The 16,061-nt window shown below is 71.4% G+C and carries 18 protein-coding genes; 15 read left to right on the top strand and 3 right to left on the bottom strand.

Features of this window, described 5'->3' with window-relative positions:
• Positions 1 to 97: 97 nt before the first annotated feature.
• Positions 98 to 847, bottom strand: a complete 750-nt coding sequence (locus N4G63_RS21605; protein ID WP_260786833.1) for a hypothetical protein — start codon at positions 845 to 847, stop codon at positions 98 to 100.
• Positions 848 to 934: 87 nt separating this feature from the next.
• Positions 935 to 2,518, bottom strand: coding sequence for an aminotransferase-like domain-containing protein (locus N4G63_RS21600; RefSeq protein ID WP_260786834.1), 1,584 nt, complete (start codon positions 2,516 to 2,518; stop codon positions 935 to 937).
• Between the two features lie 104 nt (positions 2,519 to 2,622).
• Here N4G63_RS21600 and N4G63_RS21595 point away from each other — a divergent pair, with 104 nt between their 5' ends.
• The 6 genes from N4G63_RS21595 (at position 2,623) to N4G63_RS21570 (ending at position 8,254) form a co-directional block, all read left to right on the top strand.
• Entirely contained in the window at positions 2,623 to 3,606 is a 984-nt protein-coding gene (locus N4G63_RS21595) for a DMT family transporter (protein WP_260786835.1), read from the top strand.
• A 47-nt stretch (positions 3,607 to 3,653) separates the two neighbouring features.
• The gene (locus N4G63_RS21590; protein WP_260786836.1) at positions 3,654 to 4,883 is read left to right on the top strand and encodes an aminotransferase-like domain-containing protein; all 1,230 of its coding nucleotides are present in this window, start codon (positions 3,654 to 3,656) and stop codon (positions 4,881 to 4,883) included.
• Between the two features lie 67 nt (positions 4,884 to 4,950).
• Positions 4,951 to 5,967, top strand: coding sequence for a threonine dehydratase (locus tag N4G63_RS21585; RefSeq protein ID WP_260787630.1), 1,017 nt, complete (start codon positions 4,951 to 4,953; stop codon positions 5,965 to 5,967).
• A gap of 28 nt (positions 5,968 to 5,995) precedes the next feature.
• On the top strand, positions 5,996 to 6,844 hold the full coding sequence (locus tag N4G63_RS21580) for a PhzF family protein (RefSeq protein ID WP_260786837.1): 849 nt from the start codon (positions 5,996 to 5,998) through the stop codon (positions 6,842 to 6,844).
• Complete coding sequence (locus tag N4G63_RS21575; protein WP_260786838.1) at positions 6,841 to 7,503, top strand: VOC family protein; 663 nt, start codon at positions 6,841 to 6,843, stop codon at positions 7,501 to 7,503. The genes N4G63_RS21580 and N4G63_RS21575 overlap by 4 nt, the downstream gene beginning before the upstream one ends.
• Positions 7,504 to 7,522: 19 nt before the next feature.
• Complete coding sequence (locus tag N4G63_RS21570; protein ID WP_260786839.1) at positions 7,523 to 8,254, top strand: alanyl-tRNA editing protein; 732 nt, start codon at positions 7,523 to 7,525, stop codon at positions 8,252 to 8,254.
• Between the two features lie 159 nt (positions 8,255 to 8,413).
• On the opposite strand, the gene N4G63_RS21565 is transcribed toward N4G63_RS21570, so the two are convergent.
• Positions 8,414 to 8,881, bottom strand: coding sequence for a c-type cytochrome (locus N4G63_RS21565; RefSeq protein ID WP_260786840.1), 468 nt, complete (start codon positions 8,879 to 8,881; stop codon positions 8,414 to 8,416).
• Between the two features lie 221 nt (positions 8,882 to 9,102).
• On the opposite strand from N4G63_RS21565, the gene N4G63_RS21560 reads away from it, so the two are divergent.
• From N4G63_RS21560 to atpA, 9 genes are all read left to right on the top strand, one after another.
• Positions 9,103 to 9,786, top strand: a complete 684-nt coding sequence (locus tag N4G63_RS21560) for a cytochrome b/b6 domain-containing protein (RefSeq protein ID WP_260786841.1) — start codon at positions 9,103 to 9,105, stop codon at positions 9,784 to 9,786.
• Between the two features lie 85 nt (positions 9,787 to 9,871).
• The gene (locus tag N4G63_RS21555; protein WP_260786842.1) at positions 9,872 to 10,363 is read left to right on the top strand and encodes a GNAT family N-acetyltransferase; all 492 of its coding nucleotides are present in this window, start codon (positions 9,872 to 9,874) and stop codon (positions 10,361 to 10,363) included.
• Between the two features lie 87 nt (positions 10,364 to 10,450).
• Positions 10,451 to 11,362 (top strand): SMP-30/gluconolactonase/LRE family protein, encoded by a 912-nt coding sequence (locus N4G63_RS21550; protein WP_260786843.1) that lies wholly within the window; start codon positions 10,451 to 10,453, stop codon positions 11,360 to 11,362.
• A gap of 193 nt (positions 11,363 to 11,555) precedes the next feature.
• Positions 11,556 to 12,053 carry an ATP synthase subunit I gene (locus N4G63_RS21545; RefSeq protein WP_314600185.1) on the top strand — a complete coding sequence of 166 codons (498 nt, stop codon included), beginning with the start codon at positions 11,556 to 11,558 and terminating at the stop codon, positions 12,051 to 12,053.
• A 25-nt stretch (positions 12,054 to 12,078) separates the two neighbouring features.
• Positions 12,079 to 12,948 carry a F0F1 ATP synthase subunit A gene (gene atpB, locus N4G63_RS21540; RefSeq protein ID WP_314600184.1) on the top strand — a complete coding sequence of 290 codons (870 nt, stop codon included), beginning with the start codon at positions 12,079 to 12,081 and terminating at the stop codon, positions 12,946 to 12,948.
• A 63-nt stretch (positions 12,949 to 13,011) separates the two neighbouring features.
• On the top strand, positions 13,012 to 13,281 hold the full coding sequence (gene atpE, locus N4G63_RS21535; protein WP_260786845.1) for a F0F1 ATP synthase subunit C: 270 nt from the start codon (positions 13,012 to 13,014) through the stop codon (positions 13,279 to 13,281).
• 36 nt (positions 13,282 to 13,317) lie between these two features.
• Positions 13,318 to 13,788 (top strand): F0F1 ATP synthase subunit B, encoded by a 471-nt coding sequence (locus tag N4G63_RS21530; RefSeq protein WP_260786846.1) that lies wholly within the window; start codon positions 13,318 to 13,320, stop codon positions 13,786 to 13,788.
• 3 nt (positions 13,789 to 13,791) lie between these two features.
• A complete protein-coding gene (locus N4G63_RS21525) occupies positions 13,792 to 14,322 on the top strand; it encodes a F0F1 ATP synthase subunit delta (protein WP_260786847.1) in 531 nt (176 codons plus the stop codon).
• A 106-nt stretch (positions 14,323 to 14,428) separates the two neighbouring features.
• Complete coding sequence (atpA, locus tag N4G63_RS21520) at positions 14,429 to 15,982, top strand: F0F1 ATP synthase subunit alpha (protein WP_314600183.1); 1,554 nt, start codon at positions 14,429 to 14,431, stop codon at positions 15,980 to 15,982.
• The last annotated feature ends 79 nt before the right edge of the window (positions 15,983 to 16,061 follow it).

Here is a 16,061-nt window from a genome sequence, read left to right as displayed (position 1 = left end):
GTGCGCCATTCACCTCGGGCCGAGCGCCGGGCCGCTCCCAAGCCGGCCCGCACCCGCTTGGCGGGTGGCCGCCGTACACGGCGGCCGGGTGCACCATTCACCTCGGGCCGTAGCCCTCCCAGCCCTCGTTGGTGGCCGCCGGGTGTGAGCGGCTGACGATCAGGGCCGATTGCAGGTACAGCGCGTTGAGCAGGCGCATCGCGCCCTCGCGGCTGATGCCGGGCCAGTCGGCGATCTCGCGCAGGTTGTGGGTCTGGCGGCGCAGGCGCGCCACGCAGCTGGACAAGACCGTGGGCATGGTCAGCCCGCCCAGGTTGACGCCTGGCGACACGCGGTAGGCGGCCTGGCCGGCCAGCTCGGGCAGCAGGGCGGCGCGGGCGCCGGTGAGCGCCACCGCCCACAGCACCGGCGCCAGTGGCGCATAACCCAGGGAATCGCCCATGCGCGCCAGCAGCGTGGCGTCGCGCGGCGGCCGGCTGAGCGCCGGCTGCACATGCAGAACCTGCACGCGGGCCAGGTCGCTGGCCAGGAACTCGGCCACCGGCTGCTGGCAGTGCACCATGCCGTCGGAGGGGTAGATCGACAGCGTCAGCTCCTGCCCCGGCGCCTCGAGCCGGATGGCCAGCGGCTGGGTGTGGCGCACGCCGGCGGCCAGCACCTCGAGCAGTTCGCGGCGGTCGCCGTCGCGCTTTTCAAAGCGCATCAGATCCTGCAGCAGCGAGGGGCTCAGCGAGTTGAGGTGGGTGGCCCCGCTGTCCAGTGCATCACCGGCGTGCGAAGCCGGGCCGGCGGGTCGCAAACCCCGCGGGTCAGACGCGGGCGGCAGGGGCTGGGTGGACTGGAACATGGTGCGCGGGATAACGCCGGAATGGTACGCGCGCACCGAGCGGCGCCCACCGCCGGGCTTGGGGGCCCCGCATTCGCGGTGGGGAGCTCATGGCGGCTGCTGATTCAGCAGCAGGGCGCGCGCGTTTTCAAAGGCGCGCCAGAAGCGCAGATCCTGCGCCGAGGCAAAGTTCACCCGCATCAGCGGGCTGCTGCAGGGTACGGCGTGGAACAAGCTGCCCGGCGCCAGCAGCCAGCCGGCATCGGCCATGCGCGCGGCCAGCGCGTCGGTGTCGACACCGGTATCCACCCAGCCGAAGAGGCCGTGCGGTGCCGTCACAAAACGGCAGCCGGCGGCCTCGGCCAGGCGCACCACACGCTGGCGGGCGCCCTCCAGCTGCAGCTGCACGCGCTCGGCATGGCGGCGCAGCAGGCCCTGGTCGAGGCACCAGGCCACCGCGCGCTCCATCAGCGAGGGCGTGGTCAGGGTGGTCAGCAGCTTGGTGTCGATCAGGCGCTCGGCCAGCGCCGGCGCGGCGGCCACGTAGCCCACGCGCCAGTTGGGCGCCAGGATCTTGGAAAAGCCCGAGACGTACACCGTGCGCTGCAGGCCATCCAGCGCCGACAGCCGCGGCGCATGCGCCGGTGCCAGCCAGGCGTAGGTGTCGTCCTCGACGATGGTCAGGTCGTGCGCGTCGGCCAGCTTCAGGATCTGGTGCGCCGCGGCCAGCGACAGCGTGTGGCCGGTGGGGTTGTGCAGCACGCTCACGGTGACGTACAGCCGCGGCCGGTGCTCGGCCAGCAGGCGCGCCATCACCGCCAGGTCGGGGCCGTCATGGCCGTCCTTGCAGCGCGGCACCGGCAGCAGGCGCATGCCCAGGCGGCTCAGGCGCGCGAACTCCACCGCCCAGCCGGGCTCGTCGACCAGCACCGCATCGCCCGGGCGCAGCAGCGTGCGCGCCACCAGATCGAGGGCATGCGTGGCGCCGGTGGTGGTGACGATCTGGCCCGGCGCCGCGGCCAGGCCCAGATCGCCCACCAGGCGGCGCGACAAGGCCTGGCGCAGCCCGGCGTCGCCGGCCGGCTCGCCATAACGCAGCGCCTCCTGGGCGTCGGGCAGGGCGCGGCGCAGCGCGCGGGTCAGCAGCGCGGCGTCCAGCCAGGCCTCGGGCAGCGTGCCCTGGCCCGGGCCGGGGCCGATCAGCCGCGGCAGCGTGGCGGTGGCGGCGGCCTGGGTCGGCGTCACCGCCTGGCTGCCGCTGCGCTGGAACATGCCGCGGATCAGCGCCGTGGCGTCCACCGGCGCCTCCAGCGTGGCGCCGCCCGGCAGCCCGTCGGGCGGAATCAGCGCACCGGCCGGCGCCGCGGTGCGCGCCGCGGCCACCGGCCCGCGCACAAAGAAGCCGCGCTGGCGCCGCGCTTCCACCAGGCCCTGGGCCTGCAGCTGGTCATAGGCCAGCACCACGGTGCTGGGGCTCACGCGGTGCTGGCGCGCGCAGTCGCGCACCGAGGGCAGGCGCGCACCGGGCGTCAGCGTGCGGTGGCGGATGCGCTCGGCAAAGTGCGCCGCCAGCTGTGCGCCCAGCGGCTGGCCGCGGCCGGGCAGCGGGGCGCCGGGCAGGGCGTCGGGCAGCGTGCCGGGCAGCGTGCCGGGCGGTGGGGCTTCCGGCGTGGAGGGGGTCGGGTCGGGCATGGGTGCGGCGCCTGGGTGTATTGTTGTTGTGGGCAATACAGATGCGTTATCTGTACTGCTGACTGTGCTGCTACTGTGCTGATGGTGCCCCTAGACTGGCCGGCATGTCCAGCCCCCCATCCACCCTTGTCGCCGATCCGGTGCCGTCCCGGCCCGCCAACGCACCAGCCGGCCTGTCGCCGGCCACGCGCGGCTGGCTGCTGGGCGCGCTGGGTGTGGCCCTGTTCGCACTCACCATCCCGATGACCCGCCTGGCTTCCGGCAGCTTGGCGGCGCCGCAGCTGCCGGCCGAGTTCGTGGCCATCGGCCGCGCGGCGCTGGCCGGGCTGCTGGCGGCCGGCTGGCTGCTGGCGGTGCGCGCGGCCTGGCCCACGCCCGCGCAATGGCGCGGCCTGGTGCTCACCGCCAGCGGCGTGGTGTTCGGTTTTCCGCTGTTTCTGGGCTGGGCCGTGCAGCGGGTGGAGGCGGCGCATGCCGCGGTGGTGTCGGGCCTGCTGCCGATGGCCACGGCCGCGCTGGCCGCGTTGCTGCTGCGTCAGCGCGCCAGCACGGCGTTCTGGGCCTGCGCCGCGCTCGGCATGGGCCTGGTGCTGGGCTTTGCGCTGTGGAAGGGCGGCGCCCACCTGCAGGCTGCCGATGGGCTGCTGCTGGCCGCCGTGCTGTGGGGCGGCTTCGGTTATGTGATGGGCGCGCGCCTGTCCACGCCGGGTGGCCCGGCGCGGCCAGCCATGGCGCCCGAGCAGGTGATCAGCTGGGTGCTGGTGGCCAGCCTGCCGGTCACGCTGCCGCTGGCGGCCTGGGTGGCGCCGGCCGACGTGGCCCATGTGCGGCCCGCGGCCTGGGGCGGCTTCGTCTATGTGGCCGTGGTGTCGATGTGGCTGGGCTTTTTTGCCTGGTACCGCGGCCTGGCGCTGGGTGGCATGCTGCGTGTCAGCCAGGTGCAGCTGGTGCAGCCGTTCCTGTCGATGGCGCTGGCCGTGCCGTTGCTGGGCGAGGCGGTCGATGCCGCCACCGTGGCCTTTGCGCTGGCCGTGATGGCCACCGTGGCGCTGGCCCGCCGCCTGCCGATGCGCCCCGCTGCGCGATGATGCGGCCGCCGAACCTTGATGCCCCTGCTTTGGAGAGTGAGCACCCCATGACGCTTTGGACCCAGGCCCGCCGCAGCGCGCGGCTCAACCCGTCGATCATCCGCGAGATCCTGAAGGTGACCGAGCAGCCCGGCGTGCTGTCGATGGCCGGTGGCCTGCCCTCGGCCGACACCTTTCCGGTCGAGGCCATCCGCGCCGCCTGCGAGCGGGTGCTGAGCGATTCTCCGAAGCAGGCGCTGCAGTACTCGTCCAGCGAAGGCTTTGCGCCGCTGCGCGAGTGGGTGGCCGCCCAGCTGGCGTCCCAGGGCATGCGGCTGGCGCCCGATCAGGTGCTGATCACCACCGGCTCGCAGCAGGGCCTCGACCTGGTGGCCAAGGTGCTGGTCGACCCCGGTGCGCCGGTGGCGGTGGAAACGCCCACCTACCTGGGCGCGCTGCAGGCCTTCAATCCCTTCGAGCCGATCTACGCCAGCCTGGCCGGCGACGGCGAAGGCCCGCGCCCCGAGGCCCTTGCCGCGCTGCCGCACGACGCGCCGGGCACCCGCTTCGCCTACCTGCTGCCCAACTTCCAGAACCCCACCGGCCGCGTGATCGGCGCGGCGCGGCGCGATGCGCTGGTGGCCGCGGCCCAGGCCGCCGGTGTGCCCATCGTCGAGGACAACCCCTACGGCGACCTGTGGTTCGACGCCCCGCCGCCGGCGCCGCTGGCCGCACGCTGGCCCGAGGGCGTGATCTACCTCGGCAGCTTCAGCAAGGTGCTCACGCCCGGCTTCCGCCTGGGCTACCTGGTGGCGCCGCCCGAGCTCTACCCCAAGCTGCTGCAGGCCAAGCAGGCGGCCGATCTGCACACGCCGGGCTTCAACCAGCGCGTGGTGCACGAGGTCATCAAGAACGGCTTTCTCGACCAGCATGTGCCCACCATCCGCGCGCGCTACCAGCGCCAGTGCCAGGCCATGGCCCAGGCGCTGCAGCAGCACATGCCCGAGGGCACCGAGTGGCAGGTGCCGCAGGGCGGCATGTTCTTCTGGCTGCGCCTGCCGGCCGGCTGCGATGCGCTGGCCCTGCTGCCGCAGGCCGTGGCCGCCGGCATCGCCTATGTGCCCGGCTCGGCCTTCTTTGCGCCGCAACCCGGCCATGGCCCCGGCCAGGGCGCCGATGCGCGCACCCTGCGCCTGAGCTTCGTGACCCTGACGCCCGACGACATCGCCCAGGGCGTGGCCCTGCTCGGCCGCGTGCTGCGCGAGCACCTGGCCAAGCATGCCGAGCCCACGCCATGAGCGCGCCGGGCCGCTCCCGGGCGCGGATCCCGCAGCGCGCAGCGCGCAGGGGGGGCCGGTGAGCGCCATGGCCCTGCCCGATCTGGCCGCGCTGCGTGCCGCCCAGGCCGTGGTGGCCGCCGCCATGCCGGCCACGCCGCAGCACCGCTGGCCGCTGCTGGAGCAGGCCATCGCCCGGGCGCCGGACGACGGCACGCAGCTGTGGGTCAAGCACGAGAACCACACGCCGGCGGGGGCCTTCAAGGTGCGTGGCGGCGAGGTCTACCTGCAGCAGCTGCTGCAGCCACCGGCCCGGCGCCCGGCCGGCCTGGTGAGCGCCACGCGCGGCAACCATGGCCAGTCGATCGCCCGCGCCGCGGCGCGCCACGGCCTGGCGGTGTGCATCGTGGTGCCGCGCGGCAACAGCCGCGAGAAAAACGCCGCGATGCGCGCGCTGGGCGCCGAGCTGCTGGAGCACGGCGACGACTTCCAGGCCGCCAAGGAGCATGCCCAGGCACTGGCCGCGGCGCGCGGCTGGGCCATGGTGCCGTCCTTCCACCCGCAGCTGGTGGCCGGTGTGGCCAGCTATGCGCTCGAGCTGTTCGACGCCGTGGCTGGGCTGCAGCGGGTGTATGTGCCCATCGGCCTGGGCTCGGGCGCGGCCGGCCTGATCGCTGCGCGCGATGCCCTGCGCCTCGATTGCGAGATCGTCGGCGTGGTGTCCAGCGGCGCGCCGGCCTATGCGCTGTCGCTGGCGCGGGGCGAGGCGGTGTCGCACCCGGTCAGCACCGAGCTGGCCGACGGCATGGCCTGCCGCACGCCCGACCCCGACGCGCTGCCGGTGCTGGCGCGCGGCCTGGCCCGTGTGGTGCAGGTCGACGACCACGCCGTGGCCGCCGCGATGCGCCAGCTGTTCGAGGCCACGCACCAGGTGGCCGAAGGCGCCGGTGCCGCCGCCTGGGCTGCGGCCTGGGCCGAGCGCGCGCAACTGGCCGGCCGCCGCACCGCGGTGGTGATGAGCGGCGGCAATGTCGACCGCGACATCTACCAGCAGGTGCTGGCCGGCACCTGGCAGCCCGCCACCGCCATCACCGCCACCGCCTGACCCCCGCCTTGCAGGAGAACCCGAGACCATGACCGCGCGCCGCTTCAGCCAACTCGATGTCTTCAGCGCGCAAGCCCTGCGCGGCAACCCGCTGGCCGTGGTGCACGACGCCACGGGCCTGGGTGACGCCGAGATGGCCGCCTTTGCCCGCTGGACCAATCTGTCGGAAACCACCTTCCTGCTGCCGCCCAGCGACGACGCCGCCGCGGCCGGCGCCGACTACCGCGTGCGCATCTTCACGCCCGGCGGCGAGCTGCCCTTTGCCGGCCATCCCACGCTGGGCAGCTGCGCCGCCTGGCTGGCCGCCGGCGGCAGCCCGCGCACGCCCGGCGTGGTGGTGCAGCAGTGCGGCGTGGGCCTGGTGCGGGTGCGGCGCGACGGCACCCGCCTGGCCTTTGCCGCGCCGCCGCTGCGCCGTACCGGCGAGGTCGAGCCCGGCCTGCGCCGCCTGGTGGCCACCGCGCTGCGCCTGCCCGACGACAGCATCCGCCGCCTGGTGTGGGTGGACAACGGCCCCGGCTGGATGGCCGCGCTGCTGCCCGACGCCGCCACCGTGCTGGCCCTGCAGCCCGACTTCGCGGCCATGCAGTCGCTCAAGCTGGGGGTGGTGGGGCCGCATGCGGCGGGCGGCGAATGCGCCTTCGAGGTACGCGCCTTCGTGCCGGCGCTGGCGGTGCCGGAAGACCCGGTCACCGGCAGCCTGAACGCCGGCCTGGCGCAGTGGCTGATCGGCGAGGGCCTGGCGCCCGAGCGCTATGTGGCCGCACAGGGCGCCGCGCTGGGACGCGCCGGTCGCGTGCACGTGGCGCGCGACGGCGCCGACATCTGGATCGGCGGCGACGTGGCCACGGTGGTGCAGGGCCAGGTCAGCCTGTGAACTGCGAACTCGACCACCTGGTGGTGCTGGCCGACACGCTGGCGCACGGCGCCGCCTGGTGCGAGGCCACGCTGGGCGTGGCCCCCGGCCCGGGTGGCCGCCATGCGCTGATGGGCACCCACAACCGTGTCCTGCGCATCGATGGCGACGGCTTTGCGCAGGCTTACCTCGAGATCGTCGCCATCGACCCCGACGCCGCGCCGCCGGGCCGCGCGCGCTGGTTCGGCATGGACGACCCGGCGCAGCAGCGGCAGCTGCGGCGCAACGGGCCGCGCCTGGCGCACGCCGTGCTGCGCACGCCCGATGCCCAGCAGCTGCACCATGGCCTGGGCACGCTGGGCTGCCAGCCGGGCCGCGCGCTGAAGATCTCGCGCGAGACCGCCAGCGGCACGCTCCACTGGTGCATGCTGGTGCGCGACGACGGCGCCATCGACCTGGCCGGCCATCTGCCCACGCTGATCCAGTGGCAGGGCATGCACCCCACCGAGGCCATGCCGGCCAGCCCGGTGCGCCTGCAATCGGCCACGCTGGGCGGCCTGCCGGCGCCTGTGCGCGAGCTGCTGCGCCTGCGCGGGCTGAGCGGCCACGACACCGGCCCGGCCGTGACGGTGACGCTGGACACGCCGCGCGGCGCCGTCACACTGCACAGCACGCCCTGAACCACGCTCACGCACCGCCATGGCCACTGAAGAACTGTTTCGCGACGACGCCACGCTGGCCCAGTGCGAGGCCACCATCACCGCGGTCAGCGAGGCCGGCATCGAGCTCGACCGCACCGTGTTCTACCCCCAGGGCGGTGGCCAGGCCGGCGATGCCGGCATGCTCACCCGGGCCGATGGCACCGGGCTGGCCGTGGCCGATACGCGCAAGGGCGCCGGGCCCGGCCAGATCCTGCATCTGCCCGCCCCCGACGCCGACCTGTCGGGCTGGCAGCCCGGCCAGCGCGTGCGCGCGGCCATCGACATGGCCCGGCGCCAGGCCCACCGGCGCTTTCACACCGCCACGCACCTGCTGTGCGCGCTGGTGCCGCACCCGGTGGACGGCTGCTCGATCACCGCCGGCTACGCGCGGCTCGACTTCCACATGACCGAGCCGCTCGACAAGGACGCGCTCAGCGCCGGCATCGCGCGCCTGGTGGCCGCGGCGCACCCGGTGCAGCCGCGCTGGATCAGCGAGGCCGAGCTTGACGCCAACCCCGGCCTGGTGCGCAGCATGAGCGTGCAGCCGCCGCGATCGGCCGACGGCCAGGGCCGCATCCGCCTGATCGAGATCGCCGGCGTCGACCTGCAGCCCTGTGGCGGCACGCATGTGGCCAACACCGCCGAGATCGGCGCCGTGGTGGTCACCAAGATCGAAAAGAAGAGCGCGAAGACCCGGCGCGTGGTGCTGGGCTTCAGTTCACAAGCGTGATCGAAGCAGGGCGAGGCCAGCGTCGGGTCGTTCGCTCGAGCGCCGAGCGAAGCGGTTCATCCGGAGCGAAGCGGCGCGAGGCCAGCGCCGGGCCGCCCCAAGCGACCGGCCTCGCCGACCCCTTGGGGGTGCCTGGCCGATCCCGGCCAGGCGGGGCTGTCAGTTGCTGTACTTCTCGGCCCGGAAGTCGTCGTGGCAGGCCTTGCAGCTCTGGCCCACACCGCCCGCGGCGGCCTTGATCGCGTCCAGGCTGCCGGTCTTGGCGGCGGCGTCCAGCTTGCCCATCTCGGTCACCATCTTGTCGGCGGCGGCCTTGTACTTGGCGGCTTCCTTCCAGATCTCGGGCTTGGCGCGGTGCGGCAGGCCCTTGTCGGTGCCTTCGCCAAACGCGGTGAAGGGCAGCGCGGCCAGGCTGTTGGCGATGTTGGCATTGAAGGCGGCGGCCTTGGCATCGAACGGCACCTTGCCCTGGGCCATGGCGGCCACGCGGCTGAAGTGCGCGGCCATCACCACAAACGCGCCCTGGCGGTACTTGATCGCGTCCTCGGGCTTCTGGAACTGGGCGGCAGCGGGCAGGCTGGTCAGCAGGGTCAGGGCGGCGACGGGCGCCAGCAGCAGGTGTTTCATGCGGGGATCTCCAACGAATGACCAAAGGGGGTGCCCCGGCCAAGCTGGGTGAGTGCCTGGGTGCGGCCTGGGCGACGCGAAGTCTACGGTGCAAGCTGCCTGTTTATTCCGGTCGAGGCCGACCCGGCCCGGCGCAGCAGCGGTTGGTGCGCGCCGCGCATTCGGCTATCGTTGTCCGCATCAATGGCTTGCACCGGCCCGCTGCCGGCACCGATTGCCCCATGTCGCTCGAAGCTCACACCCAAGCGGTGCGGGTGTGGGATCTGCCCACCCGCCTGTTCCATTGGCTGCTGGCCGCGGCCGTGCTGGGCCTGTTCGTCACTGGCCAGATCGGCGGCAACCTGATCGTCTGGCACATGCGCCTGGGCCTGCTGGTGGGCGCGCTGCTGGTGTTCAGGCTGCTGTGGGGCGTGGTGGGCGGGCGCTGGTCGCGTTTTGCCAGCTTTGTGCGCGGGCCGGGCACGGTGCTGCGCTACCTGCGCGGGCAGACCCAGGCGTCCGAGCACCTGGATGTCGGCCACAACCCGCTGGGCGCCGGCTCGGTGCTGGCCATGCTGGCGCTGCTGGCGCTGCAAGTGGGCAGCGGCCTGGTGGCCGACGACGAGATCGCCACCACCGGCCCCTTGAACCGCTTCGTGTCGAGCGATCTGGCGCTGCAGGCCACGGCCTGGCATGCCGGGATCGGCCGCTGGCTGCTGGTGGCGCTGGTGGTTCTGCATGTGCTGGCCATCGTGCTGTACGCGCGGCGCGGCAAGCGCCTGCTGCCGCCGATGATCAGCGGCGACAAGCAGCTGCCCGCCAGCACTCCGGCCAGCACCGATTCGCTGACCACCCGCCTGCTGGCCGCCGTGCTGGCCGCCGCCTGCGCGGCCGCCGCGCTGTGGCTGGCCCGGCTGGGCGGCTGAGCCGCGCGCAGCCACCGCGGCGGTAGACTGCCGCGCAGCCGCCCCGCCCGCCAACCCGACGCCCTGCGCCCGCCCGCCCAGCCCGATGCCGCAAGCCGACATCCGCCTGCAGTCTGCCGACTCGCCCGAACTGCTCGACGCCGCGCGCGTGCTGTTTCGCGAGTACGCGCAGCAGCTGGGCATCGACCTGTGCTTCCAGAACTTCGACGCCGAGCTGGCCGAGCTGCCCGGCGCCTATGCGCCGCCGCAGGGCGGGCTGCTGCTGGCCTTCGTCGACGGCGAGCTGGCGGCCTGCGGCGCCTTTCGGCCGCTGCCCGATGTGGACTATGCCAACGCCAGCGAGATGAAGCGCCTGTACGTGCGCCGCGCCTTCCGCCGCTTCGGCCTGGGCCGGCTGATGGCGCAGGCGCTGATCGACGCCGCCACCGGTGCCGGCTACTCGTGCATGCTGCTCGACACGCTCGACGACATGGAGGCCGCGCGCGGCCTCTACGAGACCCTGGGTTTCTTCGAGGTACCGCCCTACTATTTCAACCCGATCCCCGGCGCGCACTACCTGAAGGTGGATCTGGCCTGAGCATGGGCAAACCGGGCCCGGCCATCGGGCGCCGGCGCTTCTTCACACCGCAGGCTGCTCCGCCCGCGTCACCCTGTTGTTCCGGCCATGACCCTTCTTGATCCCGCGGCGCTGAGTGCGCTGCCCGTGCCGCATGCGCTGCTGGGCGAATCGCCGTTGTGGCATCCCGACGAGCAGGTGCTGTACTGGGTCGACATCCCCGGGCGCGTGCTGCACCGCTTTGACCCGCTGCGCGGCGAGCACCGGGCCTGGCCGCAGGCCTCTGATCCAGCCTGCTGCGTGCCGGTGCTGGGCGGCGGCCTGCTGCTGGCCATGCGCGACGGCCTGTGGCACTTCGACACCCGGCGCGGCGAGCGCACCCGGGTGGCCAAACCGCCGTACGACCCGGCCACCCAGCGCTTCAACGACGGCAAGGCCGATGCGCAGGGCCGCTTCTGGATCGGCACCATCGACGATGCCCGCGAGCCGCGCGCCGCGCTGTACTGCCACACGCCCGGCGAGGGCCTGAAGCGCGTGGCCGAAGGCATCACCGCCAGCAACGGCCTGGCCTTCAGCCCCGACGGGCGCACGCTGCTGTGGGCCGATACCAAGGCCCATGCGGTCAGTGCCTTCGATGTTGACGGCCACGACGGCAGCCTGTCGAACCGCCGCGTCTGGCGGCAGTTTGCGCTGCGCGACACGGCTCGGCCGATCACCGAGTACGGCGGCCGGCCCGATGGCGCGGCCATGGACAGTGCCGGCGGCTACTGGCTGGCGCTGTTCGAGGGCCAGCGCCTGCTGCGCCTCGATCCGCAAGGCCACACGCTGGCCGAGCTGCCGCTGCCGGTGCGCTGCCCCACCATGCCCTGCTTTGGCGGCGCCGACCTGCGCACCCTGTACATCACCAGCTCGCGCGAGAAGCGACCGGCCGACGAGCTGGCCGCCCAGCCGCTGGCCGGTGGCGTGCTGCAGATGCGGGTGGAGGTGCCGGGGCTGCCGGCCTACCTGGCGCGGCTGTAGCGGCTGTGACGGTTGTCACGGCGACAATCGGCGCCGGCGGCACGCGCTGCCGGCGGCCGCGAACCCGGCCGCCAAGGCCGGCACGGCGAGGCGCTTGTCGGCGCAAATCCTACGCCCCTGAGGGGAGAGGTCGACCGTAAGGGGTTTCCACGTATACTCCCGCGGTTTGCCGCAACCCCCAACGAGCCCCCGAATGCCTGATCGGCGCGACGCCACAGCCGCCCGACAAGACACCTGGGGCCAGCCAGAAGATGAGGCGGCAGACGAGGGTTTCAAGAGGCTCAGTCGCGAGGAGGCGGCCGCCCTGCGAGCCCGCCATCCGTCGGTGTCACCCTGGCGGGTCATCGCCGTGCAGGCGGTGGTGGGTGTGGCGGTGGCCCTGATCGGGCAGCTGCTCACCGGACGGTCCGAGGTGGCGTGGTCACTGCTCTACGGGGCAGCGGCTGTGGTGGTGCCGGGGGCCTTGATGGCGCGCGGCATGACCCGCAAGCGCCCTGGCATGACAGCCGGCTCGTTGGCCGTCAGTTTCATGTTGTGGGAGCTGGTGAAAATCGGTGTTTCGGTCGCGATGCTGGGCGTCGCGAACTGGATCCTGCAGCCTCCCCACTGGCCTGCCCTGCTGGTCGGTCTGGTGGTTGCGCTGAAGATGTATTGGGCGGCGCTGCTGATGTGGCGACGTTCGAAGTTTTGACTGGTTACGACAGGATTACAGACCCATGGCAGCCGAAGGCAGTGGACCCAGCGCTGGTGAGTACATCACCCATCACCTGCAGCACCTGCAGAAGGATTTCTCCTTCAACAGCGTGAAGCAGAAAGACATCGTCGATTTCAGCCTGTTCAATTTCGACTCGCTGTTCTTCTCGACCGTGTTGGGCCTGGTGGCCGTGTTCCTGCTGTGGCGTGGCGCGCGTGCCGCCACCTCGGGCGTGCCCGGCCGCTGGCAGGCTGCGGTGGAGATGCTGTTTGAGCTGGTGGACAACCAGGCCAAGAGCGTGATCCACAACGAGGCCAGCCGCCGTTTCGTCGGCCCGATGGCGCTCACCGCGTTCATCTGGATCTTCCTGATGAACTTCATGGACATGCTGCCGGTGGACTTCCTGCCGCAGATCTGGCACACCGCCGGTCCGGCGATGGGCTTCAAGGACTACATGCGCGTCGTGCCGTCGGCCGACCTGTCCACCACGCTGGGCATGTCGACCTTCGTGCTGCTGGTGTGCCTGTTCTACAGCGTCAAGATCAAGGGCCTGGGCGGCTGGGGCCATGAGCTGGTGTCGGCGCCCTTCGGTTCGCACCCGGTGCTGTGGCCGTTCAACTTCCTGATGCAGATGATCGAGTTCCTGGCCAAGACCGTCTCGCACGGTATGCGGCTGTTCGGCAACATGTTTGCCGGCGAACTCGTCTTCATGCTGATCGCGCTGATGGGCGGTGCCTGGGCACTGAATGCCTCGGGCATCAGCCTGGCCCTGGGCCACGTTGTGGCCGGCACGATCTGGACGCTGTTTCACATCCTCGTGATCGTGCTGCAGGCGTTCATCTTCATGATGCTCACGCTGATCTACATCGGTCAAGCGCACGATCATCATTGAGATTTTTCCCTTCCTGTTTTCCTTTTCCCTTTCCTTCCCTCACCTGTCTTTTGGAGACTTGAAATGAACGACATCCTCGGTCTGGTTGCTCTGGCTTGCGGCATCATCGTGGGCCTCGGCGCCATTGGCGCTTCGATCGGTATTGCGCTGATGGGCGGCAAGTTCCTCGAGTCGTCGGCCCGTCAGCCTGAGCTGATGAACGAACTGCAGACGAAGATGTTCATCCTGGCCGGTCTGATCGACGCCGCGTTCCTGATCGGCGTGGCCATCGCCCTGCTGTTCGCGTTCGCCAACCCGTTCGCCGCCACGCTGCTGGCCAACCTGCCGAAGTAATCCCGGCTCCCTTTCAGGCTTGAAAGGAGTTAAGCCGTGAACATCAACGCAACTTTGTGGATCCAGTGGATCCCCTTTGCGATCCTCGCCTTCGTGACGGCCAAGTTCATTTGGCCGCCGCTGGCCAAGGCCCTGGACGAGCGCGCAAAGAAGATCGCGGATGGTCTGGCGGCTGCCGATCGTGCCAAGCTGGAACTGGCCGACGCCAACAAGCGCGTCGAGCAGCAACTCAGCGCAACGCGTGACGAAGCGGCCAAGCGCCTGGCCGATGCCGAGCGCCTGGGTGCCAGCCTGGTCGAGGAAGCCAAGCGTCGCGCCAGCGACGAGGCCGCCAAGATCCTGGCCGCCGCCAAGGCCGACGCCGACCAGCAGCTGATGCAGGCGCGTGAGCAACTGCGTGACCAGGTCGCCGGTCTGGCCGTCAAGGGCGCCGAGCAGATCCTGCGCCGCGAGGTCAATGCCCAGGCCCACGCCGATCTGCTGTCGCAGCTGAAGAGCGAGCTGTAAGCCATGGCCGAGCTCGCAACCATTGCGCGTCCGTACGCCGAGGCATTGATCGCGGCCGGCGCCGACCAGGCGGCCGTCACCCAGGTGGCGGCGCTGGCGGCGGTGGCGGCCGATGCCGAGGTGCAGCAGTTTGCCGGCCACCCCAAGGTGACCGGCCAGCAGGTGCATGAACTCGTCGCGGGTCTTGCCGGTCGCCAGCAGGCGATGGGCACGACCGCGCTGAACCTGCTGCAGGCCGTGGTCGACAACGGCCGCCTGGCCGCCCTGCCCGAGATCGCGCTGCAGGCGCAGGCGCTGCTGAACCAGCGTTCCGGCGTGTCGCAGGCCCTGGTGCAGAGCGCCTTTCCGATGGATGCCGCCCAGCTGGGCGAGATCCAGCCGGTGCTCGAACAGCGCTTCGGCCGCAAGCTCGAGATCGTGGTCGAGGTCGACGCCAACCTGATCGGCGGCATCCGCGCCGTGGTTGGCGACGAGGTGTTTGACACCTCGGTGCGCGCGCGCCTCGAGCGCATGCGCCTGGCCCTGACCGCCTGACCGGACAAGGTCTGCCCCCATTGCGCCCGCGCGCCCGAAGAACCCCTCCAGCACGTCGGCTCTGCCGAGCCGACGTGAGCGGAACTGCAAAGTCCCGGAGCACCCCATGCAACTGAATCCCGCAGAAATTTCCGAGCTGATCAAGAGCCGCATTGAGGGCCTTGGCGTCTCGGCCGACATCAAGAACCAGGGCACGGTCGTGTCCGTCACCGACGGCATCGTGCGCGTGCACGGCCTGTCCGACGTGATGGCCGGCGAAATGCTCGAGTTCCCCGCCACCGCCAGTGGCCAGGCCACCTACGGCCTGGCGCTCAACCTCGAGCGCGACTCGGTTGGCGCGGTGATCCTGGGCGAATACGAGCACATCTCCGAAGGCGACACCGTCAAGTGCACGGGCCGCATCCTGGAAGTGCCGGTCGGCCCCGAGCTGATCGGCCGCGTCGTCAACGCGCTGGGTCAGCCGATCGACGGCAAGGGCCCGATCAACGCCAAGATGACCGACGTGATCGAGAAGGTCGCGCCCGGCGTGATCGCCCGCAAGAGCGTTGACCAGCCGGTGCAGACCGGCCTGAAGTGCATCGACTCGATGGTGCCGATCGGCCGTGGCCAGCGCGAGCTGATCATCGGCGACCGCCAGACCGGCAAGACCGCCGTGGCCATCGACGCGATCATCAACCAGAAGGGTCAGAACATGACCTGCGTCTACGTCGCGATCGGCCAGAAGGCTTCGTCGATCAAGAACGTGGTGCGCGCTCTGGAACAGCACGGCGCGATGGACTACACCATCGTCGTCGCCGCGTCGGCCTCCGAATCGGCCGCCATGCAGTACGTGTCGGCCTACTCGGGCTGCACGATGGGCGAGTACTTCCGCGACCGCGGCCAAGACGCGCTGATCATTTACGACGACCTGTCCAAGCAGGCCGTGGCCTACCGTCAGGTCTCGCTGCTGCTGCGCCGCCCGCCGGGCCGCGAAGCCTTCCCTGGCGACGTGTTCTATCTCCACAGCCGCCTGCTCGAGCGTGCAGCCCGCGTGAATGCCGACTACGTCGAAGCCTTCACCAAGGGCGAGGTCAAGGGCAAGACGGGTTCGCTGACCGCCCTGCCGGTGATCGAAACCCAGGCCGGTGACGTGTCGGCCTTCGTGCCGACCAACGTGATCTCGATCACCGACGGCCAGATCTTCCTGGAAACCAACCTGTTCAACAGCGGCGTGCGCCCGGCCATCAACGCCGGCATCTCGGTGTCGCGCGTCGGTGGTGCAGCCCAGACCAAGCTGATCAAGGGCCTGTCGGGCGGCATCCGTACCGACCTGGCGCAGTACCGTGAACTGGCCGCCTTCGCGCAGTTCGCCTCCGATCTGGACGCTTCCACCAAGAAGCAGCTGGACCGCGGCGCACGCGTGACCGAGCTGCTCAAGCAGGTGCAGTACGCCCCGCTGTCGATCAGCCTGATGGCCGCCTCGCTGTACGCGGTGAACAAGGGCTACTTCGACAGCGTCGAGGTCAAGAAGGTCCTGGCCTTCGAGCACGGCCTGCACCAGCACCTCAAGAGCAGCCACGCGGCCCTGCTGGCCAAGCTGGAAGCCGAGAAGGCTCTGGACAAGACCGCCGAAGAAGAACTGGCCGGCGCGATCACCGCGTTCAAGAAGTCCTTCGCTTAATCACCCCGAAGCGGCCTGGCGGCCGCCTCCCCCTCAAGGGGGCGACGCCAGCGGCCCGGCACAGCCGGAACCGCGGCGT

This window comes from Aquabacterium sp. OR-4 (genome assembly GCF_025290835.2).
GTDB lineage: Bacteria > Pseudomonadota > Gammaproteobacteria > Burkholderiales > Burkholderiaceae_C > Pseudaquabacterium.
Note: the sequence above shows the minus strand (reverse complement) of the source record. Positions and strands in the feature narration are given on the sequence as shown.